General features: G+C 36.1%; 24 protein-coding genes and 1 other annotated feature. Of the genes, 20 read left to right on the top strand and 4 right to left on the bottom strand.

Annotated elements, in window-relative coordinates:
• Window positions 1-25 precede the first annotated feature (25 nt).
• The 7 genes from MHH45_RS05470 to MHH45_RS05440 all read left to right on the top strand — a co-directional run bounded on the left by MHH45_RS05470 (window position 26) and on the right by MHH45_RS05440 (window position 7,681).
• Window positions 26-1,489 (top strand): distal tail protein Dit, encoded by a 1,464-nt coding sequence (locus MHH45_RS05470; protein ID WP_088093882.1) that lies wholly within the window; start codon window positions 26-28, stop codon window positions 1,487-1,489.
• A complete protein-coding gene (locus MHH45_RS05465) occupies window positions 1,486-5,067 on the top strand; it encodes a phage tail spike protein (RefSeq protein ID WP_088093883.1) in 3,582 nt (1,193 codons plus the stop codon). The genes MHH45_RS05470 and MHH45_RS05465 overlap by 4 nt, the downstream gene beginning before the upstream one ends.
• 23 nt (window positions 5,068-5,090) lie before the next feature.
• Window positions 5,091-5,441 carry a hypothetical protein gene (locus tag MHH45_RS05460; RefSeq protein ID WP_249922700.1) on the top strand — a complete coding sequence of 117 codons (351 nt, stop codon included), beginning with the start codon at window positions 5,091-5,093 and terminating at the stop codon, window positions 5,439-5,441.
• Between the two features lie 124 nt (window positions 5,442-5,565).
• Window positions 5,566-6,054, top strand: coding sequence for a hypothetical protein (locus MHH45_RS05455; protein WP_088093884.1), 489 nt, complete (start codon window positions 5,566-5,568; stop codon window positions 6,052-6,054).
• Window positions 6,055-6,147: 93 nt separating this feature from the next.
• Window positions 6,148-6,384: a hemolysin XhlA family protein gene (locus tag MHH45_RS05450; RefSeq protein ID WP_088093885.1), complete on the top strand. Its 237-nt coding sequence runs from the start codon at window positions 6,148-6,150 to the stop codon at window positions 6,382-6,384.
• The gene (locus MHH45_RS05445; protein ID WP_088093886.1) at window positions 6,384-6,623 is read left to right on the top strand and encodes a holin; all 240 of its coding nucleotides are present in this window, start codon (window positions 6,384-6,386) and stop codon (window positions 6,621-6,623) included. The genes MHH45_RS05450 and MHH45_RS05445 overlap by 1 nt, the downstream gene beginning before the upstream one ends.
• Window positions 6,620-7,681, top strand: a complete 1,062-nt coding sequence (locus tag MHH45_RS05440) for an N-acetylmuramoyl-L-alanine amidase (RefSeq protein ID WP_088093887.1) — start codon at window positions 6,620-6,622, stop codon at window positions 7,679-7,681. Before MHH45_RS05445 ends, MHH45_RS05440 begins: the two co-directional genes overlap by 4 nt.
• Window positions 7,682-7,929: 248 nt before the next feature.
• Here the strand turns inward: MHH45_RS05440 and MHH45_RS05435 are convergent, their stop codons facing one another.
• Together MHH45_RS05435 and MHH45_RS05430 are read right to left on the bottom strand one after the other, a co-directional pair.
• The gene (locus tag MHH45_RS05435; protein WP_088093888.1) at window positions 7,930-8,460 is read right to left on the bottom strand and encodes an SMI1/KNR4 family protein; all 531 of its coding nucleotides are present in this window, start codon (window positions 8,458-8,460) and stop codon (window positions 7,930-7,932) included.
• A gap of 14 nt (window positions 8,461-8,474) precedes the next feature.
• The gene (locus MHH45_RS05430; RefSeq protein WP_088093889.1) at window positions 8,475-8,804 is read right to left on the bottom strand and encodes a hypothetical protein; all 330 of its coding nucleotides are present in this window, start codon (window positions 8,802-8,804) and stop codon (window positions 8,475-8,477) included.
• Window positions 8,805-8,986: 182 nt separating this feature from the next.
• On the opposite strand from MHH45_RS05430, the gene MHH45_RS05425 reads away from it, so the two are divergent.
• Window positions 8,987-9,358, top strand: coding sequence for a hypothetical protein (locus MHH45_RS05425; RefSeq protein WP_088093890.1), 372 nt, complete (start codon window positions 8,987-8,989; stop codon window positions 9,356-9,358).
• A gap of 244 nt (window positions 9,359-9,602) precedes the next feature.
• Here MHH45_RS05425 and MHH45_RS05420 read toward each other — a convergent pair whose 3' ends face one another.
• The gene (locus tag MHH45_RS05420; protein WP_016114654.1) at window positions 9,603-10,247 is read right to left on the bottom strand and encodes a hypothetical protein; all 645 of its coding nucleotides are present in this window, start codon (window positions 10,245-10,247) and stop codon (window positions 9,603-9,605) included.
• 109 nt (window positions 10,248-10,356) lie between these two features.
• On the opposite strand from MHH45_RS05420, the gene MHH45_RS05415 reads away from it, so the two are divergent.
• The 4 genes from MHH45_RS05415 to MHH45_RS05400 all read left to right on the top strand — a co-directional run bounded on the left by MHH45_RS05415 (window position 10,357) and on the right by MHH45_RS05400 (window position 14,196).
• Window positions 10,357-11,004 (top strand): HD domain-containing protein, encoded by a 648-nt coding sequence (locus tag MHH45_RS05415; RefSeq protein WP_016114655.1) that lies wholly within the window; start codon window positions 10,357-10,359, stop codon window positions 11,002-11,004.
• On the top strand, window positions 11,001-12,893 hold the full coding sequence (locus tag MHH45_RS05410; protein ID WP_016114656.1) for an ABC-F family ATP-binding cassette domain-containing protein: 1,893 nt from the start codon (window positions 11,001-11,003) through the stop codon (window positions 12,891-12,893). Before MHH45_RS05415 ends, MHH45_RS05410 begins: the two co-directional genes overlap by 4 nt.
• A 75-nt stretch (window positions 12,894-12,968) precedes the next feature.
• A complete protein-coding gene (locus MHH45_RS05405; RefSeq protein ID WP_016114657.1) occupies window positions 12,969-13,700 on the top strand; it encodes a Bax inhibitor-1/YccA family protein in 732 nt (243 codons plus the stop codon).
• Window positions 13,701-13,857: 157 nt separating this feature from the next.
• Window positions 13,858-14,196: a single-stranded DNA-binding protein gene (locus tag MHH45_RS05400; protein ID WP_016114658.1), complete on the top strand. Its 339-nt coding sequence runs from the start codon at window positions 13,858-13,860 to the stop codon at window positions 14,194-14,196.
• A 200-nt stretch (window positions 14,197-14,396) separates the two neighbouring features.
• Here the strand turns inward: MHH45_RS05400 and MHH45_RS05395 are convergent, their stop codons facing one another.
• A complete protein-coding gene (locus MHH45_RS05395; RefSeq protein WP_077294348.1) occupies window positions 14,397-14,762 on the bottom strand; it encodes a TetR/AcrR family transcriptional regulator in 366 nt (121 codons plus the stop codon).
• A 423-nt stretch (window positions 14,763-15,185) separates the two neighbouring features.
• Here MHH45_RS05395 and MHH45_RS05390 point away from each other — a divergent pair, with 423 nt between their 5' ends.
• The 8 genes from MHH45_RS05390 (at window position 15,186) to MHH45_RS05355 (ending at window position 22,356) form a co-directional block, all read left to right on the top strand.
• The gene (locus MHH45_RS05390) at window positions 15,186-15,542 is read left to right on the top strand and encodes a lmo0954 family membrane protein (RefSeq protein WP_003197275.1); all 357 of its coding nucleotides are present in this window, start codon (window positions 15,186-15,188) and stop codon (window positions 15,540-15,542) included.
• 44 nt (window positions 15,543-15,586) lie between these two features.
• A complete protein-coding gene (locus MHH45_RS05385) occupies window positions 15,587-16,237 on the top strand; it encodes a PspA/IM30 family protein (RefSeq protein WP_088093891.1) in 651 nt (216 codons plus the stop codon).
• 354 nt (window positions 16,238-16,591) lie between these two features.
• Window positions 16,592-17,719: a conserved virulence factor C family protein gene (locus MHH45_RS05380; RefSeq protein ID WP_016114661.1), complete on the top strand. Its 1,128-nt coding sequence runs from the start codon at window positions 16,592-16,594 to the stop codon at window positions 17,717-17,719.
• Between the two features lie 4 nt (window positions 17,720-17,723).
• Window positions 17,724-18,107 (top strand): thiol-disulfide oxidoreductase DCC family protein, encoded by a 384-nt coding sequence (locus MHH45_RS05375; RefSeq protein ID WP_016114662.1) that lies wholly within the window; start codon window positions 17,724-17,726, stop codon window positions 18,105-18,107.
• 83 nt (window positions 18,108-18,190) lie between these two features.
• Entirely contained in the window at window positions 18,191-18,625 is a 435-nt protein-coding gene (locus tag MHH45_RS05370; RefSeq protein WP_016114663.1) for a BrxA/BrxB family bacilliredoxin, read from the top strand.
• A 48-nt stretch (window positions 18,626-18,673) separates the two neighbouring features.
• On the top strand, window positions 18,674-19,450 hold the full coding sequence (locus MHH45_RS05365) for a class I SAM-dependent methyltransferase (RefSeq protein WP_016114664.1): 777 nt from the start codon (window positions 18,674-18,676) through the stop codon (window positions 19,448-19,450).
• A gap of 40 nt (window positions 19,451-19,490) precedes the next feature.
• Window positions 19,491-19,705: a binding site (T-box leader), on the top strand.
• 45 nt (window positions 19,706-19,750) lie between these two features.
• Complete coding sequence (argS, locus tag MHH45_RS05360) at window positions 19,751-21,439, top strand: arginine--tRNA ligase (RefSeq protein WP_088093892.1); 1,689 nt, start codon at window positions 19,751-19,753, stop codon at window positions 21,437-21,439.
• Between the two features lie 287 nt (window positions 21,440-21,726).
• Window positions 21,727-22,356, top strand: coding sequence for a Type 1 glutamine amidotransferase-like domain-containing protein (locus MHH45_RS05355; protein ID WP_016114666.1), 630 nt, complete (start codon window positions 21,727-21,729; stop codon window positions 22,354-22,356).
• The last annotated feature ends 122 nt before the right edge of the window (window positions 22,357-22,478 follow it).

The following is a 22,478-nucleotide window of genomic DNA, read 5'->3' as shown; positions in this document are numbered from 1 at the left end:
TTTTATAAAGAAAAGAGGTGTCAAAATGAGTTCTTTTACATTTAACAATAAAAGAAAAAGTTTTATTACAATCGGTAAAGGGTGGAAAAGACCAACATGGGCGCCATTGAAAAGAAATTTGTTGCAAGTACCTAATTATCCTGGGGCTAGATTAATAAATACAGAGACTGATATTCGTGTTCTTTCTATTCCAGTAGGAATTATTGTTCCTAAAGGTGGTAATTTAGAAAAAATAAAGGAAGAAATAGCAGATTGGCTTATTACGGATCAACCGTGTGAATTAATATTTGATGTAGAAAAAGATAGAACTTATATGGCGGTTGTGGACGAAAGTTTTGATCCAGATGAATTTGTAGACCTTGGGACAGGGACGCTTAAATTTATCTGTCCAATGCCCTACAAACTAGGTGCAGAAAAACAAGTGGAACTGAATAATACTCAGTTAGGCATAGATATCACAAATAAAGGTACTGTAGATTCGGACATGCGTATTGAGATTGAAGTGGATAAACCTTCCACTTACCTTGACGTATGGAAAAATGATAAGGATTATTTCCGCATTGGAAACCCTTTGCCAGTAACAAGTGTACCTAAAGAACGGCAAACGAAAATATATGGTACTGATTTTGCAGATATGTTAGGGTGGCAACCAGCCGTTAGCTCTGATAATTCCGATGTTAGCGGAAGTATGAAGATAGCTAATGAATACTTAGTTCCAGAAAGTTTTGGTGCTATAACAGATAAATACCACGGCCCATCTATTCGACGTTCTATTCCTGGGGGACCGGTACAAGATTTTGTGCTTGAAACATATGTCTCGTTTGGTGCAGATACAGTGGAAGAAATAGGCAAAATTGAAATTCAGTTGTTGGATAATAATTCAAAAGTTGTTTGTAGGACATCAATTGAAGAAAAAAGTTACTCTGAACGTGCGAATTGGGGCAGGGTAGCGCTTGGACATTATACACATCCAAAGTGGGTAGATTTAATACACGAAACCGGTGATTATCGCGATACGTGGAATGATTTTTACGGTCGTTTATATGTAGCACGAGTAAGTAATATGTGGATGGCTTATATTGCAAAATTTGATGATCGTCCAGGAGCAGCGTATGCACAAGATGGAGCCGCGCGATATTTTGAATGGTACGACACAGAAGGGTGGCACATGAATCCTGTCTCACAAATACAAATTGGAATGCAAATGTGGAGTACTGCACCACCAGTTAAAGTGATGGAAGTCGATTTAATGAAATTTTATCGTATTAATAGAGAAGTAGATCCTGCGGAATCTAATCTTTTTGACGTCGGAGACAAAATCCTTATCGATTCATCTCGTAATCTTGTATCCGTTAATGGTAAAAGCTGCATTGATCAAAAAGAGATATTCAGTGAATTTTTAAAGCTTTCCCGTGGGAAAAATCATATTGAAGTTCATCCATCTTGGGTTGGTAAAAAGAAGATTAAGTACAGGGAGAGATACAGATGATTCAAGATCAACTTCATATTATCGACTTCCAATCTGAGAAAGTCGTTGGTGTCATTAATGGGGAACATTATTGGGGCGACCTTCGGCATTGGGAGTTACAAAATAACATAGATACATTTGAATTCAAAATTTCCACATTATCTGAATACATGCCACTTATGCAGCAACAAAATATCATTTTAAAAGAAGTGTCTCAAGGTCGTTTTATACCATATATGATTACTGAAACAGAGGTCAATTCACATAAAAAAGAATTAACAGTATATACAGCGGCAGAATGGATTCGTCTTGGGAAAGACGCAATTATAAAACCACAAGAACTTCCACAAATGAGTACGTATGAGATGCTTCAAATTTGCCTGCAAGAAACAGATTGGATAGCCGGGAACGCAGAATTTAATGGTCTTCATGGTATGAAAATCGAAAAATTTATCAGTCCACTCGAAATGATAAAAGAGATGTGTAAACTGTATGAATTAGAAGTGGAGTATCGCGCTAGAATTGGTCGTGGAAGTCAAATAGTTCGCAGTGTAAACATGATGAAAAAACGAGGTCGTTATACAGGAAAAGAAATTGTTTTAGGAAAAGACCTAATTGGCGTTCGCCGTATTGAAAACACTCAAAATATATGTACAGCATTAGTTCCGTTTGTTAAAAAAGGAGATGGAACATTACTGACGATAGAAACAGTGAATTATTGGTTTCCTTATATCGTCGATGCCGCATCATTCCAACGATGGAGTGTACGTGGGAAGCATAAGTTCGGATTTTACGAACCACAATTAAGTGATGAAGATATGTCACCACAGCGACTTTTATCTTTAGCTAGGACAGAATTAAAAAAACGTATTAAGGCATCAGTAACTTATGAAGTTGAAGCACAATCAGTTGAAATGGTATTTGGTATGGATCATGAGAAGATTGCAGAAGGTGACACAATTTACATCAAAGACCACGGTTATACACCTACTTTAATACTGGAAGCTCGTGTTCTAGCAGGAGATCATTCAAGAACAGAACCAAACAAAATAAAATATCTATTTGGTGATTTTGTTGAGCTTACTGATCCTCAAGAAGCGTTGCGACGCATGTATGAACGAATACTTGCTCAATTAAACAACAAAGCTTCGAAAGAGCTTACTGACAAACTAGACGAGCTTATCAAAGAAGCAGAAAAGAAAGCAAATCAAGCTAAAGAGGAATCACAAGCTGCAAAGACATTAGCTGAAATGGTAATAGAGAACTTAGATAACTACCAAACAGCAATACAAGAGAGCGCAAATCCGCCAATTGAAAACTTGAAACCAGGCATAACATTGTGGAATGACATTAGTAAGGGTAAGCCTGGTATTTTGAAAAAATGGAGTGGCACAGAATGGGAACCACTTATCCCGGATATCGGAAAAGATATAAAAGAACTTGATGAACGAACTGCTGAAATTAAAAGTGATGTAAAAGGTTTAACAAGCACAGTTGATCAACTTTCTCTTGCAACAACAGAGCAGGGAAAGCAAATACTTGAAGCTAACACTAAAATTGAACAGACATCACAAAAGATTGAAGCTAAAGTTGATATTAAACAAGTCGAGGATTATGTCGGTGGAATTGGAAATATAAATCTAATCAGAAACTCTAGATTTACTCAAGAAACAAAGTATTGGGGATATTGGACGGCTGATAACTCTCCAATGGTTATAGATAAAAACACAACGTTTTCAGGAGATTTTAGCTGTAAATTATCTTGCTATGGTCAAACGAGTCTTGTTTATAGTAGCTTCACTTCTAACAGAATTCCTGTTCAACCAGGAGAAGATGTAGTAATTTCAGCATATTTTATGACTAAAAACACAGACGAACACTACAATAAAAAAATCAGGATGGTCCCTATCTTTTGGAAATCGGATGGTACACAGTTAAAAGCAGCTGTTAATGATTTTACTATTCCTAATGATATGTGGGTTAGACAATCACATACATTAAAAGCTCCAGATGAAGCGGCTCATGTAGGTTTAAGAGCATACGTTCTTCAAAACGGAACCTTCTGGATGGCTCATCCTATGCTGCAAAAAAGTAATAAAGCAAGCTCATATCTTGAAAATCCAAATGATATCGTTGATAAAGATAAGATCATGGACGATTTAGCGGATAAGGTAGCAACGCAGGATTATAACAAGAAGATGACAGAGGTTGATAATAAATTCACTATTACCCAAGAAGGTTTAGATCTACGGGCTAAAAAAACAGAGGTATACACAAAAACTGAAACAGACGGGACATTCGCAAAAGACGCTTATGTAAAAAGTATGGAAGGTCGTTTACAGGTAACAGAAAAAGAGATTACTAGTACAGTTCGTAAAGGCGATATTATCTCAGCTATTAACCAAACAGCCGAAAAGATTACTATTGATGTCGCTAAATTAGAAATCAATGCAGATACAGTAGTGAAATGGCTTACAGCGAAAGGTATCAATGCTGATGTTATTAATATCACAGGTGATAAAGTAAGAATTGATAAAAATGGTGTTAGTGTAAAATTCGCAGAATTCCTAGTTGAGGATAGTTGGGGCAAACAATATAGTGTGATTCCTCGATCTAATTTAATTACAGACCATAGTTTTTCCCATATGTCATTACAGCCAATTGATGCACATTTTCATAGAATCTTATATAGTCCAGAGTGGAAAATATATGGTAGTCCAGTTATAGAAAACCCATATTCACCACGGAATAACATGGAGTTCATGGTCAATGCAATGCGAATTAATAATACCGATTGGATTAGATATAACGTCATTGAAAATGTGCGTCCTGGTATGACGTATACATTTTCCGCAACATTCCGCGCGACGCAAATAAATGGATATCGTGTGACGGCTACACCAACTATTCGTGTTGTTATAGGGAAATGGGAAGGGGAAAAACAAGTTGAAATCAACAAATGGGAAGAAACCTTTCCACAACCAAACAAGTTCGAAGGTGGATTGAGACGTCATTGTGTTACTTTTCGAGTTCCTGATAATTATGATCCACACACTAACTATTTGACATTCGACATTTGGGCGTCGGGAAATCTTGGTTCAAATGAGTCTGTAGCGGTTTCGGGAGCTCAATTGGTAGAAGGGAAACTAGCAAGTATGTACCAGTGGGATTATACTCAATCAAAACTCACGAGTGGTTTAATGCCTTTTTCGGGTTTATCAATTGGTAATGTTAATAATACTGTTACTTATAATCACGGTTCGGGATGGACAGCATTTTCAGGAAAACAAACTATCAAAAACAACGGAGAAATGTTGTCGCTTGAAGGTGCTGATCACGCTTTTAATAGTTATTATGTAAATGGACAACGAAAGGCATGGATGGGCTACGGTGAACGGAATGATACAAGATTTAGGGTTCATACGGATACCCCGGTCTGGTTTTATCACTACTTGGAAACGAGCGGAATCAACGTTGGGAACGGACAATTTGAAGGAGCAGGATCGATACGTTATATGAATGGACAAAAAGGCTGGGGCTTCTATTTTTACGAAGACTATTGGAGATACGTTAGTTTCGCTAGGATTGGACATGGTTAATAATAAAGAAAGGAATGATTGATTTGGAACCAAACGCAAATAATTTTATGCAACCTTTTTTAGATGGTGAAGGTCCTCAATTTGGAGGAAGAGTCGTTCAGTGTACACCAAACGATAACGGATTATCTATCATAATTCCAATTGACATGTTGGAGTACGCTGGTATAAAAGATACTACTAGTGTTGAAGTTTGGCAGGAACTGGATGGCAAGATTTCATTTCGAATTGCTACGAAATGTGATGTATGTAGACGAGGAGCAAAAACGTTCCCTCTAGCAATTGGTAGCAATGTTAGGAATGTCTGTGCAGAAGATTATTATAAACTTACAGGGGCATACCCTCAAATACCAAAAACGGAGCCTACAGAGCAGTGATAGCTGGTCTTTTTTATTTTGCCTAAAAGGGGTGGTACTGATGTAGAAAAGGATAAAAATGAATTAAAAACAAAAAAGTTAGGTACAAAGAAATCAAACAAAAATTCGAAGGAGATGTTCAATAATGACTAACAATGAATTAAAACAAGAGGTAATTAAAGAGATTCAACAACAATTTGGATTAATTCCAGGATTTTTCAGTGAGGATAAGGAAGCAGGCGCTATTTTCTTAAATAAAGGCAATTATGAAAGTAGTGTTTGGATGGATGGTGAAGGACTTTTTTATATGGATGATGTAGCTTGGGAGGAATTAGTTATTACAAATGCAGTAGCCGACACTGATACACCTCCAATGTTACGCAGACACGGAAACTGGGTTCACACGACAGGTGCTATTAGATTGGTTAAAAACCAACAAGTATTCACAAGAATCACACCAGATATTGCACCACACCAAGATTCTTATTTTGCTGCTACAGCGTTTTTAGATAATAATCCAAACCATCCGGTTGCAGCTACTGTAGTAGTTCATAAAGATGGAAGAGTCTCTACTTATCTTCCAGAGGCACAAACTCGCTATGTATCATTTTCGTTATCATATCCAATTAAGTAACGGTAAGTAGTAAAGGGGATTGTCAGTTAAATAGCAATGAAAATGGGGCATAAATGATGCTTCTTTTTTATTGCCAAAAAGGGGATGATGGCATTGGAGGAACTAAACAATTTAAAGCAAGAGATCCAACAAATTAAAGCAGAGCAAAAGGATATGAAAGAAGATATCCGGCATTTAGAAAATCGTACTTTAGGCAACGAAAAAGACATTATCAACATTAATAAACAGCTAGATAAAATTAGTGTAAATACAACCTGGATTCTTCGCATCATTATCGGAGCAATTGCAACTGGATTAATTGGACTGCTAATAAAAGGAGGTGGTATGTAATGATTGAAATAAGCGTAATGATTGCCGTTGTAGTAGGTCTTTCACAGGTTGCAAAAACAATTGGATTACAAACAAAATACATTCCGTTATTAAATTTAACGCTTGGCATTGTGCTAGGCGTTTTATTTTTGCCACAAGACTTGAAAATGAATGTATTTCAAGGAATCATCATTGGACTGTCAGCGAGTGGATTATTTGACCACACAAAAATTTTAATAAAGGACGCTGATGCAAAATGAAACAAACATTAAAAGGATTCTCTTCGGTTTTATTGGCCATTGTTTTAGTATTATCAATTGCAACAAGTGCTTTTGCTGACAGAACTCTTATTATTCCAGATTTACCAAAACAACCATATCGTTATGGTGTAGGAGCATATGAGGGCGTTGTAGCACATAGTACAGCAACTCCTGAAGCACCAGCTATTAATATCCAAAAGTATGAAACTCGCACATGGCGTTCGGCATTCGTGCATTATGCAGTAGATTGGAATGAAACAATCCAAATTGCTGATACAAAGTACATTGCTTATGGTGCTGGACCAGGTGCAAATAAACGATTTGTACACATAGAACTTTGCGAAACAAGAGACTATGAGAAATTTAAACGTAGCTATGATAAATACGTGAAGTTGCTGGCTAAAATCTTAAAAGATAACAAACTTTCAGTTGAAAAAGGATTATGGACTCACTATGATGTGACGAAGTATTTGGGTGGTACTGACCACGAAGATCCGCTTGATTACTTACGTAGTTATGGTGTATCAGAAGCGCAATTCCGTGCTGATGTACAACGTGCTTATAATAACTCTAATGTTGATACTTCTGTTCCAGAGAAATCATCTAAGCCAGCAGAGAAACCAACTGCAAACGTTGAAGGAGTTGCATACATTCAAGGTAATAATATAAATCTACGCACAGGCCCAGGCGCAAGCTATTCTGTCATTCGTCAACTAAACAAACCGGAAGCATACCAAGTTTGGGGCGAGAAAGATGGATGGCTAAACCTTGGTGGGAATCAGTGGGTATATAACAACCCTTCTTACATCAAATTTGAGAAGAAAGAGCTAGTTAATCCGATTGTAGGGAAGCGTGTTGTTGCTAAAGTGGACAACCTGCGTTTCTATGACTCTGCTTCCTGGGCAGATAAAGATGTCGCTGGCACTTTAGATGCAGGATTAGGTTTTACAATCGATGCGAAAGTAACTGTAAGTGGTTCATCACAATATAAAGTACACAATAGTAAAGGTAAAACATACTATGTAACAGCAAACGAAGCCTATGTATATGTGAAGTAAAAGCAAAAGCCGTCCTTAATTGAAGTGCATCCCAATTGGGGTGCACTTCAATTAAGGACGGCTTTTTTATTTTTAAAGTTAAAAATAGATTGGATGTATAGTTTAAGTAATCATTTTTCTTTTTTTATTCATAGGGGATTTGTTAGAAGACTATGCTTAACGTTGTAAATCCACATTTTTCTAACGCTATCTCCTATATAAAAACTACAAGAGGACTAACCTCTGTGGTTTCATCTTTACTATTAATGCTAAAAGTCTAAATCTTTTTCATTACCATCATAATCTACTAACATTGATCCTTCATCTAACGTATCCATTAACCATTCTACCAAACCACTCCATGATCTAGAAACGCTGTGAGTCTCCCTATCCCATTGTATTACTGGTGCATCGTATCCATTGCTTGATTCTAAATCAATACAAATAGTGTCACCGTAGTTTAAATCTGCAATAATTAAATACGTGTCTGACATCCCTGTCGGTCTGCGTTCCTTGTTAAATGAATCATTTAGATAGGAGCCACCACGCTGTTTTGGGCCCGAAACAGCAATATAAATTTCTGATAGGACTGTTCCAGGTATAAATAATTCTCCACCATTACATACCTGAAGAAATTCCTTATATATGTTAGGGATTTGGATATTAAGTTCATTTTGAAGGCTTTGTATATTTTCCAAATCAACTCCATTATTTAGGTTGTGAACACCATTTACATATTTATTAACTTCCTCAAAAAATGGTTGTAAATGTTCATTTTTAGAATAATATTTTCTTAGCATAAAACTACCTCCCTCTATTTATTTTTCCAAGGCACTGCATCTCCAAAGTCAATCATACTATCATTCTTAGGAGTATAGTAACCATTTGTAGGATTGTGATAACTTCCACTATGGGCGTCAAGATGTTCATTTACATCCATATTCCGTCCCTTTAAAAACTGAATATTATCTGGTTCACCAGCAAAGTCAGGATATTCGTTAGCAGATTTCATATGCTGTCCCTCGTAACCTTTCACTTTTCCTGTTTGTAATAACTCTAGTTTTTCTTCAGGGGTCCAATCTCTTGTTCCTCTTCCAGTTTTTTGAACCAATTCTTTCTCTTGTTTCCATGCATTGACAGAAATAGAGAACCTTTGTTGGTAGGATGTTTTTTAGAGTGCGAAAGGTAATTCAATTATAAAAATAGCCCATCATCATCTTTTAATATTAATGGGAAATTTATACTGTATTTACACTGCGTTAACATTTAATTGTTAAAATTTTACACATGGTAAAACGATAAATTGACGAAAAAGGGGACGAGATAATGGCACAGACACAGTCGAATTTATACGAAATATCAGTAAATGGTTCGCAGGAGTTAATGTGGTATAACGTAGAAATAAAACGAGGGAAGCATACATATGAATTCGAAATCTACCGAGCGAGTGATACGATTTCGGTGTTTTACGTAGATCAATCCGGAAGGCAACTGACGATAGCCAGTACGAAGGAAATGATATCGATGTTAGTTTACGAGGAAGATAAGAAATATTATCGAAATATCGTTGGGGATTCGGAGTGGGTGTTGTTGGACGGGATGGCTTCACAAAGGGGGATGACGAAGGAAGAAGAATTAGCGTTTTTTTATTTGAAGGCGAATGTGCTGGATGAGATGGTAGAGGGATTAGAAGTATAATAAATATAAGTTTAGTGAAAAGCCAGCTCTTATGAGTCGATTCTTTTTTTGTGTGCAACATTAACTATAAAAAAGCTACATTTTGCTCACATTTTGCTCACAAATGATATAAAAACACGTGAAAAAATATGAAATTCACTTTTAAAATAAAATAAAATATAACAAATAAAAACTGCCATAAATGCTTGTATAACAGGCATTCATGGCAGTTTTATAGTTTTTATATTATACAAAATGAACAAGTTTAAAACTGTTCATTCTTCTCCCAAGATTCCACAATATAATGAGCAATTGTCGGATTAAATCCTTTTCCAACTAAGAACATAATTGCAGCAACCTCTGTCATAGCATGTTTTGCTGATGTATGTTTCGCCTCATTCATTCCATACTCTACCCATGGTTTTACGAAGTCTAACACAGGTTTCTTTAAAGATAAAAATTGTGTACCGACAACTTGTTGGATTTGTTGTTGTGTTGGCTCAGTAGGAATAGCTGTAGTAGGAGCTGGTGGCAAGATTTGTGGTTGGGTTGGATCTAATGTTGGTGTTGGTGGTGAAACGCGTGTATCCTGGTATGGTTGATACATTTGTGGTTGCTGATATGGAGCTTGTGGAGCTACGTAAGGATTCTGTTGGTACTGAGTTTCCTGACCTGGTTGTGTTACGTATGGATTTTGATGGTGTTGAGTTTCATGAGGTTGCTGAGCTGTATATGGATTTTGATGGTATTGAGCTTCTTGAGTTTGTTGTGCTAAGTATGAATTCTGTTGATATTGAAATTCTTGTTGTTGTGGTTCTTGTTCTTCAAAATGCTGCTCTTGATATCGTTGTTCTTGATTTTGAGGATAGTATGGTTGCTCTGGATAAGAGTATTTATTATTGTAGAACATTTTTATTTCCTCCTTCATGATCGTACGTACAAAACAGTCTATGGGCGGACAAGAAAATATGTGATGAAAAAATGAGAGCGTGTTACAATAAGAAATTGGGTGAAGATAAATGAAAAAACAAGAAAAAATACAAAAAACAGTTGCTTTTGTAAGGAATATTTTAGAAACAGATGCTAGTGGACATGATTGGTATCATATTGAACGTGTACATAAATTGGCGATTTCTTTGTCTGAAAAAGAAGGTGGGGATCGTTTTGTAATTGAGATGGCAGCTTTACTTCATGATGTAGCGGATGAGAAGTTAAATGAAAGTGAAGAAGCTGGTATGAAAAAAGTTTCTGATTGGCTAGAAGGATTGAATGTTACTGAAGAAGAAAATGAACATATCCTTCATATTATTACGAATATGTCATATAAAGGTGGACATGGTGGTAATATAGAAACTTTGGAAGGAAAGGTTGTTCAAGATGCGGATCGATTAGATGCACTTGGTGCAATTGGTATTGCTCGTACGTTTGCTTACGGCGGTGCAAAAGGTCGTTTAATGTATGACCCAAATATTCCACCCCGTGAAGTAATGACGAAAGAAGAGTATCGAAAAAATAATGATCCATCGTTAAATCATTTCTATGAAAAGCTTTTGAAGTTGAAAGATTTGATGAATACAGAGGCTGCAAAAAAAGAGGCTGAAGTTCGTCATCGCTATATGGAAGAGTTTATCGAACAATTTATGAAAGAGTGGAATGCACAAATATGAAAATGCTAACAGTAGAAAACGTATCAAAATCATATGGGGATAAACCATTATTTGATGGATTATCATTTAGTATTGCAGAGGGACAACGTGCAGGGATTATTGGTGTAAACGGTACAGGGAAATCTACATTATTAAAAATTATTGCGGGGATAGAGATTCCTGATACAGGTGATATGACGCATACGCGTGGGTATACAATTAGCTATTTATCACAGCAACCGGATTTTAATGAAAATTTAACAGTGCTTGAGCAAATATTCCACGGTGATACGCCGCTAATTCGCCTTCTTCGTGAATACGAACAAGCGTTATTAAACATAGAAAAAGACCCGAGTAATGAAAAAGTGCAAGAACAATTATTTGCAGTGCAGCAACGTATGGATGCGATGAATGCATGGGAAGCAAATGCGAATGCGAAGTCGCTTTTAACGAAACTCGGAATTACAGATTTCACTGCAACTGTGGGGAACTTATCTGGTGGACAAAAAAAACGTATTGCAATGGCACAGTGCTTTATTGAAACACCTGATTTATTAATTTTAGATGAGCCAACAAACCATCTTGATCATGAAACAGTCGAATGGTTAGAAGAATATTTAGCACGGTATACTGGAGCAGTTTTACTTGTAACACATGATCGTTATTTTTTAGACCGTGTTACAAATCGTATTTTTGAGCTAGATAATGGTAATTTGTATAGCTATGAAGGAAACTATAGTACATTTTTAGAAGCGAAGGCACTTCGTGAGGAACAAGAGTTAGCACAAGAATCAAAGCGCCAAAATCTATATCGCCGTGAACTTGCTTGGATTCGCCGCGGTGCGAAAGCTCGTTCTACAAAACAAAAAGCACGTATTCAGCGGTTCGAAGAGTTGAAAGAACAAGAAGGTCCAGCAGCGAAGCAATCTGTTGATATTTCACTCAGCGGGAGTCGCTTAGGAAAGAAAGTGCTTGAGTTAAAAGATGTAACGAAGAAATTTGGTGAAAAAACGGTATTACATAATTTTAATCATATTGTGAAACCAGGCGATCGAATTGGTATTATTGGGGCTAATGGTAGCGGGAAATCATCTTTATTAAATATGCTTGCAGGCAAATTATCACCTGACAGTGGTGAAATTGAAGTTGGACAAACTGTGAAAGTTGCTTATTATACGCAAGAAAATGAAGAGATGAATTTAAATCAACGTATGATTGAATATATTAAAGAAATTGCAGAAGTCATTCATACAACAGATGGTAAAGTCATTGGAGTATCCCAAATGCTTGAGCGTTTCTTATTCCAACCGCATTCACATGGAACACCACTTGGTAAACTATCTGGTGGTGAAAGAAGACGTCTGTATTTATTACGTCTTTTAATGGGAGAGCCGAATGTACTTCTATTAGATGAGCCGACCAACGATTTAGATACACAAACGTTAACAGTACTAGAAGACTATTTAGAAGATTTCCCAGGTGTCGTTCTTACGGTATCGCATGATCGCTACTTCTTAGATAAAGTAGTAGATGAATTATTTATCTTTACTGGTGGCGGAGAAGTTCGTGAATTCCTAGGAAGCTATAGTGATTACCTAGATATACAAAAGGCGCAAGAACTATTAGAAAAAGTAGAAGTACAGAAAGAAAAGAAAGTGGAAGAAGCTCCAAAGCAACAACGTAAACGTAAACTTTCCTATCACGAACAACGTGAATGGGAAACCATTGAAGATACGATTGCAGGGCTTGAAGAGAAGCTTGAAACGATTGGAGAAGAACTTGCGAATGTAGGTTCTGATTTTACAAAAGCACAGGAGCTTTCTGAAGCGCAGCAGCAAACAGAAGAAGAACTGGAAAAAGCAATGGAACGCTGGAGCGAACTGTCTGACATCGTTGAAGGTTTAAAATAAAAACAAGCTGCATATATTGAAATGTAAAGAGAAAAACTTTACACTATTGGTAGAACATATTTTAGGAGGGAAAAAATGAGAACATCTAATCCAATGTTGAAAAAAGAAAACTTTCGTAAACAAGGAGCAAGTACGTCTGCGATGACAATTGGCGGAGCTGTAGGCAAAACATTTATTATGCTTGTCTTGCTTCTTGCAACGTCTGTCTATTCATACATACAGATGTATACGGGAAAAATGCAAATGCCAGTTTTAATTGGAGCATTAATTGTGGCTGCAATTATCGCATTTGCGGCTATCTTCTTCCCGAAAATGGCACCTATTACAGCACCTATTTATGCAGCTGTTGAAGGGATTGTCTTGGGAAGCATTTCAGCGGTATATGCGATTCGTTTTGACAACTCTATTATTTTAAATGCTGTATTACTAACAATTTCAATTTTATTTGCAATGTTAGTTTTATACGCAACTCGTGTTGTAAAGGTAACGGATAAGTTCCGTACAGGCATAATGGCCGCAACGCTTGGGATTTTGGTTATGTACTTGATCGTTTTTCTATTAAACATGTTTGGTGTTACTGTTCCGTATATTCACCAAGGTGGAACAATTGGCATCATCATTAGTGCAGTTGTGATTATCGTTGCTGCATTAAATCTATTACTAGACTTCGATTTAATCGAAAATGGCGCACGTAGTGGAGCTCCAAAATATATGGAGTGGTACAGTGCGATGGGTCTAATGATGACATTAGTATGGTTGTACTTAGAAATTCTTCGTTTCGTTTCTTACTTTGCGAAAAATGACTAATTGAAAGAAATCCTGCATGATTGAAACATGCAGGATTTCTTTTTGTATTTTTTTAGATTTAAAGTGATGATTTCTTTTTAGAAATATATTATTTTGCATTTTTTACCTATCTTCTATTTTTTTCTACAATAAAGAAAAAATGTGAGGTGGTATAAATATGATGAATCGAGTTGTATTAATCGGAAGATTGACAAAAGATCCAGAACTATACTACACAAAGCAAGGGATTGCTTATGCACGTATATGCGTTGCGGTAAATAGAGGGTTTCGAAATAGCCTAGGAGAGCAGCAAGCAGATTACATTTACTGCGTCGTCTGGAGAAAATCGGCTGAGAATGTATCAGATTATTGTCAAAAGGGATCGCTAGTTGGGATTACAGGCCGTATTCACACGAGTAATTACGATAATGAACAGGGGAAGAGAGTGTATAAAACAGAAGTTGTGATTGAAAGAATTACGTTTTTGGAGCGGAAGAAAGAGGAAGCTTCACGGTAGAGAAAGGAGGTATAAACAAAAACTTGGTGTAATTACCAGATAACTATTATTTTTCATTAATCCCTTCCTATAAGTAACTGTCGAGAGATAAAAATATCGTTTTTGGGATGCTTCAAAACCTGAGATTAGTGGGCATATGAGATGATTCCTAGTAGAGAAAATCTAACCCCCTTGTTCAATATGGACAAGGGGGTTTTTGTTTAAAGAAAGTATAACTTTTCGATTGCTTTTGCAAGATGTACTGGCGGAAAAAATGACATACGTAGCCAAAACTTTAATTGTTCATTTTTTTGAAAAAAATCGAATTTCAATTGTAGTAGCCTGTATAAATCTTTTTCAGGATTTTGTGAATCAATTTTACTTAAGTATTGAAGTTTTGAAGCTAGTTCAGTTTCTTTTGTATCACGTAACACATGAAGAAAAAGGTCATCTTTTCCTTTAAAATGTGTGTAAATGGATTGCTTTTTCATGCCGGCTTTTTCAGCTATTAAAGAAAGGGGTGTTCCTTCATAACCATGAATTGTGAAATATTTTAGAGCTGCACCCTTAATTTTATTACTGTTCAATAAAATCACCTCAAATTTTACGGACATTCGTCAGTTATGTTAGCGAATTAAATAAATGTATGTAAGCGGAAATTCTATTTTGATATCTAAACAAATAATTTTAAAGATTTATATTCAATCTAATTAGGAAAAACTTTAAAAGAAGGGGAAAGGATGTTAGGAGGCGAATGGCATCTGCCCGTATTGTTGTTATTTATATGGTGTCGAAGGGTACGGTTTCTTAAATATAAAAAGAGTGCATTCTAAGAAGAAACAATATTGCATTAAAATTTTAGCTCTTCACTTCGTTTTATATACATCGTAATGTGGGTCTAACCTGGAATAGGTCTTAAGTCTGATTTGAAAACGGTTCTTAAGCTCGTTATGGAAAACTAAAAAAATAGTTAAGATAAGAGTATCAAATCGAAGGGAGGCAAGCACAAGATGAAACAATTTCTAACGTTTATCGCAGCCGGTATTTTGGCTTTAATTGCTCTTGGTAGTCTTGCTGGTATTGTAGGATTCGCAATTGGAGCAGGGATTGCGTACTGGAGCTATAAATCATTTGTGCGAGCACAATCATTTTTTGGAAAGTTAGCTTGGGGTATTTTCGGTTTAATCGGCTTGTCAATCGCCCTTTCTCATTCCCCAGCATTGATCGGTATTGTAGCAGTAGTAGTACTATACTACGGATACCGTGAGTGGAAAAAAGAAAAAGATGTAGTAGTTGATTCTGCTTCAGAAAGTTCTAAACGATATAGCAACTTTGAAGATGAGTGGAACAAGTTAATGAAAAACTAATATAAAATAACTGAAATCATAAAGTAGAAGAGAGGAAGATTAGAATGAAACAATCTTTATTCGGACGTGTACGCGATGCAATTTTAGCAGATTTTCATAATGTATTAGATGAGAAGGGAAGAAAAAATCCAATCGCTATGTTAAACCAATATTTACGCGATAGCGAGCGTGAAGTAACAAAAATTGAGAAATTAATCGAGCGTCATAAAACATTAAAATCTAACTTTGCTCGTGAACTTGAGCAGGCTCGTTATTTCGTAAATAAGCGATCAAAGCAGGCGATCATTGCACAAGAAGCAGGAGAAATGCAATTGCATGAACGTGCATTAGAAGAAGTAGCATACTATGAAGGGCAAGTATCACGTTTAGAAGAGATGTATGCAGGTGTAGTGGAGCAAATTGATGAGTTAGAACGCCGTCTTTCTGAAATGAAAAATAAGCTAAAAGAAATGAATGCAAAGCGTATGGAATTGATGGCACGTGAAAATATGGCCCATGTGAACCGTCGTATGAATACGGCTCTTCATAAAATGGATGAGAATAATCCGTTCTTACGATTTGAAGAAATTGAAGATCACATTCGTGATTTAGAGCTTCGCATGAATGAAGATCATGAACGTGATACATTTGATATGAAAATTGCAAAACTTGAGCGCGACATGAAAGAAAAGGATGAAGTATCTTTAACAAAATAATTGTAGTACATCATAAAATGAGTTTATGGTGGTAGAAAAAAGGTGTTGCAAAGCAATACCTTTTTTTATTTATCCCGTATTAACGGGCAGTAAGACCCTCATCCTAAAATTCAGCGAAAGCAAGAAAGGTAGGGGCTGATTAAAGTTATTATCAATCTACCTTTTTTGAGCGGAAGAGAGAAGGAACATGATACTAAAAAGGGGTATATCAATAGGGGCAGTTGTTACATGATATTCACCAATTCTATTAAGACTATAATTGTGATTAGAAAAAGCAAGCGTCTCAGTAGGAGTATAGCGATAGAACATGTTACAATACAGCTAAGAACAAGCAATAAAGGAGAGTTTATTTACGTGAAGATTAAAGCAATTGAACCGACGCCAAGTCCAAATACGATGAAAGTTATCTTAAATGAAGTGTTACCATCAGGAGCACGTAATAATTATACAAACGAAAATGCAGAACAAGCACCAGAGCAAGTGCAACACATTTTAAAAATCGAAGGTATTAAAGGTGTATACCATGTTGCGGACTTTTTAGCGGTAGAGCGAAATGCGAAGTATGACTGGAAAGTACTTTTGCAACAAGTTCGCGCTGTATTTGGAGAAGAAGTTACTGAAGAAGATGAGAGGGAACAACTTTCGCATTTTGGTGAAGTGAAAGTATTCATTCAAATGTTCTTTACAATTCCAATGCAGGTGAAATTAACAGATGGAATAACGGAAGAACGAGTGGGATTACCAGACCATTTTAAAGAAGCGATTATGAAAGTACAAATGTCTGCACCTAACGTTGTCAAAGAGCGTAAATGGGTGGAACAAAGTACACGTTATGGCAATTTTGAAGAAATCGGAAAAGAAGTTGTGGAAGAAATTGTAGCTGCTTATCCAGAGGAACGCGTTGAAAAAACTGTAAAAGAATTATTAGATCAAGCGGGCGCTAAAGAAGTAACGATTGCAAAGCGTGAACCATATAAAGTAACGGAGGAAATGATGGTGGATCCTGATTGGAAAAATCGTTATGCAGCGCTTGAGCAAATGGATCCAACAGAAGAAGATATTCCTGTATTGAAGAAAGCGCTAGAAGATGAGAAAGTATCTATCCGTCGTTTAGCAACAGCGTACTTAGGTATGGTAAAAGGTGATGAAGTATTACCATTACTGTATAAAGCTTTACTAGATCGTTCTGTAAGTGTACGCCGCACTGCGGGTGATTGCTTATCAGATGTAGGAGATCCAGCAGCGATGTTTGTTATGATTAAAGCACTTAAAGATCCAAGTAAATTGGTGCGTTGGCGTGCGGCGATGTTCTTATTTGAACTTGGTGATGAAAGTGCAATTCCAGCACTACGCGTAGCGCAAGATGATCCAGAGTTCGAAGTAGCAATGCAATCTCGTCTAGCATTAGAACGTATTGAAGGCGGAGAAGAAGCGAAAGGATCTGTTTGGAAACAAATGACGGAGTCTCGCAAAGGAGAATAATCATATGATCGTTTTCTATGATAGTAGGTGTCCGATGTGCACGGCAGTCGCAGAGCGTACAAAGAAGCTTGATAAAAAAGATACGATGAAGTTTGCCTCTTTTCGTGATAAAGATGTTGTAGAGGAGTATCAACTTTCTACAGAGTTACAAGAGAAGATGGAACAAAGGCTTTACATTTTAAAAAATAACAAATGGTATGACGGGATTGGTAGCGTATATGTTTTAGCAAAAGCTGTGCCGTCATACTGGTTTGTGGTTCCTTTTATCAAGTTATCTATTTTACTTGGATTTGGAAATAAAGTGTATGATTATATTGCAAATAGAAGAAAACTTGTACCAGTTGGTCACTGTCGCGGGGGGATTTGTGAAATTCCATCAAAAAAATGATGGTAACGCTATCTTTCTTTTGCACCTATTATAAGAGCGTGATATGATGAATTTGGAATGAAAGTTGAAGGAGAGATTACAAGATGTCAAATGCATACGAAGAATATATGCGTCAAATGGTAATTCCAATGCGTCAAGAGTTAGTGCGTGCTGGATTTGAAGAATTAACTACAGAAGAAACTGTAAAAGAATATATGGAAAATGCGAAAGGTACAACATTAGTTGTCGTAAACTCTGTTTGCGGATGTGCAGCTGGTTTAGCGCGTCCATCAGCTGGTCAAGCGGTTGTACGTTCCGAAAAACAACCAGACCATCTTGTAACTGTATTTGCAGGACAAGATAAAGACGCAACAGCTACAATGCGTGAGTACTTCGGAGATATTCCTCCATCTTCACCATCTATGGCGTTACTAAAAGGAAACGAAGTTGTTCACTTCATTCATCGTCATGAAATTGAAGGAGCAACAATGGAAGAGATTATTAATAACTTAGAACAAGCTTTTGAAAAGCATTGCTAAAAAGGGGGAGTGATTCTTCCTTTTTTCTTTATATATTGAGGTGAAAAGATGATTGTGACAACAGCAGGACGAACGAATAAGGAAATGACAACATATGCAAAAGAGGTAGCGGAAGAATTACAATGCTCTTTTGTAGTACGGAATGATATATCGGTATACAAGCTACATGAGCGGTTTGAACAAGATGTACTCGTTGTAGGAAAGAATCGATTAGCAATTTATCCAAAAGGTACAGAAGAATCGTTCTTTTTTCATCCTAATTCTGCAATGTTTCGTGTGAAAAGATTAATGCGGGGAGAACATGATCCATTTGTACAAGCTGCAAAATTAGAAAAAGGAATGACGGTGTTAGATTGTACGCTTGGTATGGCATCAGATAGTGTTGTTGCAAGCTATGTTGTTGGAGAAGAAGGAGCTATAACGGGGCTTGAGGGAAATTGTTACATGGTTTATATAATGAATAAAGGTTTAAAGCAGTGGTGTGCGGGTATTTCAGAAATCGATGAAGCGATGCGTAGAATTAGAGTGAAGAAAACCGAGCATTTTGATTTCTTAAAGCGCTGCGAAGACAACAGTTATGACGTTGTTTATCTGGATCCAATGTTTGAAGAAACGGTAATTGAATCAGATGGGATTCGTGGCTTAAAACACTTTGCTTTATATAATGATGTCACAGATGAAACAATTGCAGAAGCAAAGCGTGTTGCTAGAAAACGTGTTGTCTTAAAAGATCATTTCCGTAGTACACGATTTGAGCGACATAACTTCTTAGTATATAAGCGAAAAAGTGCGAAATTCCATTTTGGTGTAATTGAACCTTGCTAATTATTTGAAAAGATGTATAATAAGCAATAATCAATTATATATGATGTCGTAGATGAAGAGAGTAGTCCTTCTTCAGAAGGAAAGCGAGCTAGGGATGGTGAGAGCCTAGTACGGAGAAGAGGATGAAGCGCACTTCGGAGACGCTGCTTGAAATGAATAGTAGAGTAAGCTGGGGCCCCCTGTCCTCGTTATAAACGGGAAAGTGGTTCTTCGGAACAACAAGGGTGGTACCACGGGTGATAACTCGTCTCTTTTTTAGAGACGGGTTTTTTGTGTTTAAAAAAATAAGGAGGGAGTAACATGGAATATAAAATTCAATTAGCAAAAAGTTTATTTGAAATATTAAAATCAGAATTATCATTGGAACAAATTACAGGTTTAATTGAAACTCCGAAGCAAGATGAATTTGGAGATGCAGCTTTTCCATGCTTTATGCTTGCAAAGCAATATAAAAAAGCACCAGCAGTTATCGCAAAGGAAATCACGGAGAAATTAGATAATCCATTCTTTACGAAAGCGAAGGCAGTTGGACCGTATGTGAATGTATTTTTCAACCGTGACATAGTAAGCGATGAAGTATTAAAAACGATTTTAGCTGAAAAAGAAGAATATGGACAGGGGCATTTTGGGCGAGAAAAAACAGTGGTAATCGATTACTCTTCACCAAATATGGCGAAACCGTTCTCCATGGGGCATTTACGTTCAACGATGATTGGGAATTCTTTAAAACATATTGCTGAAAAGTGTGGATATGAGGTTGTAGGAATCAATTATATTGGTGATTGGGGAACGCAGTTTGGGAAATTAATTACTGCATATAAAAAATGGGGAAATGAAGAGCTTGTAAAAGAAGATCCGATTCGCGAACTATTCAAATTATATGTTCATTTCCACGAAGAAGTGAAAGAGCATCTAGAGCTAGAAGAAGAAGGTCGTGCATGGTTTAAGAAATTAGAAGACGGTGATGAAGAAGCAGTTTTTTTATGGAATTGGTTCCGTCATGAATCTTTAAAAGAATTCTCTCGTATTTATGAACTTCTTGGTGTTGAATTTACAAACTTCCAAGGAGAGGCTTTCTATAATGATAAAATGGACGGTTTTGTTGAAATTTTAGAAGGAAAAGGGTTATTAGAAGAATCGGATGGAGCGCAAGTTGTTAATTTAGAAAAAGAAGATATGCCGCCATGTTTAATTAAAAAATCAGATGGAGCTACACTTTATGCAACGCGCGATTTAACAGCGGCACTATATCGTCAAAACACATATGAATTTGATAAAGCGCTGTATGTAGTGGGAGCAGAACAAAGCTTACACTTCACACAATTTTTCACTGTATTAAAGAAACTTGGTTATAACTGGGTAGATGGTATGGCTCATGTACCATTTGGACTCATTTTAAAAGATGGTAAAAAAATGTCCACACGTAAGGGGGAAGTAGTATTACTTGAGGAAGTATTAGAAGAAGCGATTACGCTTGCAGAGCAAAATATTGAAGAGAAAAATCCGGACTTAAAGCAAAAAGAGGAAGTTGCTAAGCAAGTTGGTGTCGGGGCAGTCATTTTCCATGATTTGAAAAATGAACGTATGCATAATATTGAATTCTCTTTAGAAAAAATGCTGAAGTTCGAAGGGGAAACAGGACCATATGTTCAATATACACATGCACGCGCTTGCTCCATCTTACGAAAAGAAAATGCTGAATTTGAAACAGAAGCGTTTCAATTAAACGATGATCATAGTTGGAGTACGATAAAATTATTAAATAGATTTCCACAAGTCGTTGAAACAGCCTTCTTTAAAAATGAACCGTCACATATTGCGAAGTATTTGTTAGATGTAGCACAAGCATTTAATAAATATTATGGAAATGTTCGTATTTTAGAAGAGGATAAAGAAAAGGAAAGTAGACTTGCACTTGTTTATGCAGTAACGATTGTGTTAAAAGAAGGATTGCGTTTACTTGGAATGGGTGCTCCGAAAGAGATGTAAATGAGTACAATTTTATCGTGCTATTTGTGGACAGTAAAACTCCGAAGAAATAAGAGGTGGGAGATAAACTACCCGTAAAAGCCAAATTGATGAAGGCTAATAATCGGAGGGAATGAAGGAAACCTTCACTGATTATTAACCTTCACTTTATATTATTTACAATATATCTAAAAAAGATAGAGATATATTGTAAAATTAGTATTAAGCTTTACAAGTGAAAAAGGTCAAAAAGAAGCTTAGGAAACTGAAAATTAAGAAATTACAAACTGGAAAATAGGGGGACTTTAATGAGAAAAATGATATTATATAGCGATCAAGTACAAGAAGATAGAAAATTGGATTATGAGCTTTTAAGGTTATTAAATAAAGAAAATCCTTCAATAGCATATCTTCGATCATCTTCAGATGAAACAGGAAAGTATTTTAATAATGTAGTTAAATATTATAGAGATTTAGGAATTAGTAAAGTAGAATATTTTGATTTAGATAAAGAATACGATGAAAGAAAGGTTAATAACATATTTAATTATGATGCAATACATCTTTCAGGTGGAAATACATTTCGCTTTTTAAATTCCCTAAGAAAAAGAAATTTATTGCATTCATTAAAATCTTATGTGGAAAATGGTGGGGTTTTAATTGGTGTTAGTGCAGGTAGTATAATATCTACTAAAAGTATTGATACAGCTCAATTTGTAGACCAGGATAGTATAGGACTAGAGGATAGAAGCTCTTTAGGTTTTGTAGATTTTGATTTTATGCCTCATTGGAGTGAGGAGCAAAGTGAAAAATATTTAGGATTATTAAAGGATTATTCTAAGCTGGAAAATAGGACAATTTATGCTTGTAAAGATGGTGATGGGATAGTTATTGATGGAGAAGATATTAAATTGATTGGAAATGTTATAAAAATCTAATTTGGTTTCAATTTATCAAATACATTTTGTCTAAATAAGCTGAACAAATTTCTAGATACATTAAGAACTTATGGACATGAAAAAATGTTTTTATATCTAGAAAATATTTTTATCATTTGCTC

Source organism: Bacillus sp. FSL K6-0042, assembly GCF_038006685.1.
Taxonomy (GTDB): Bacteria; Bacillota; Bacilli; order Bacillales; family Bacillaceae_G; genus Bacillus_A; species Bacillus_A pseudomycoides.
This window is presented reverse-complemented; position numbering and strand designations above follow the sequence as displayed.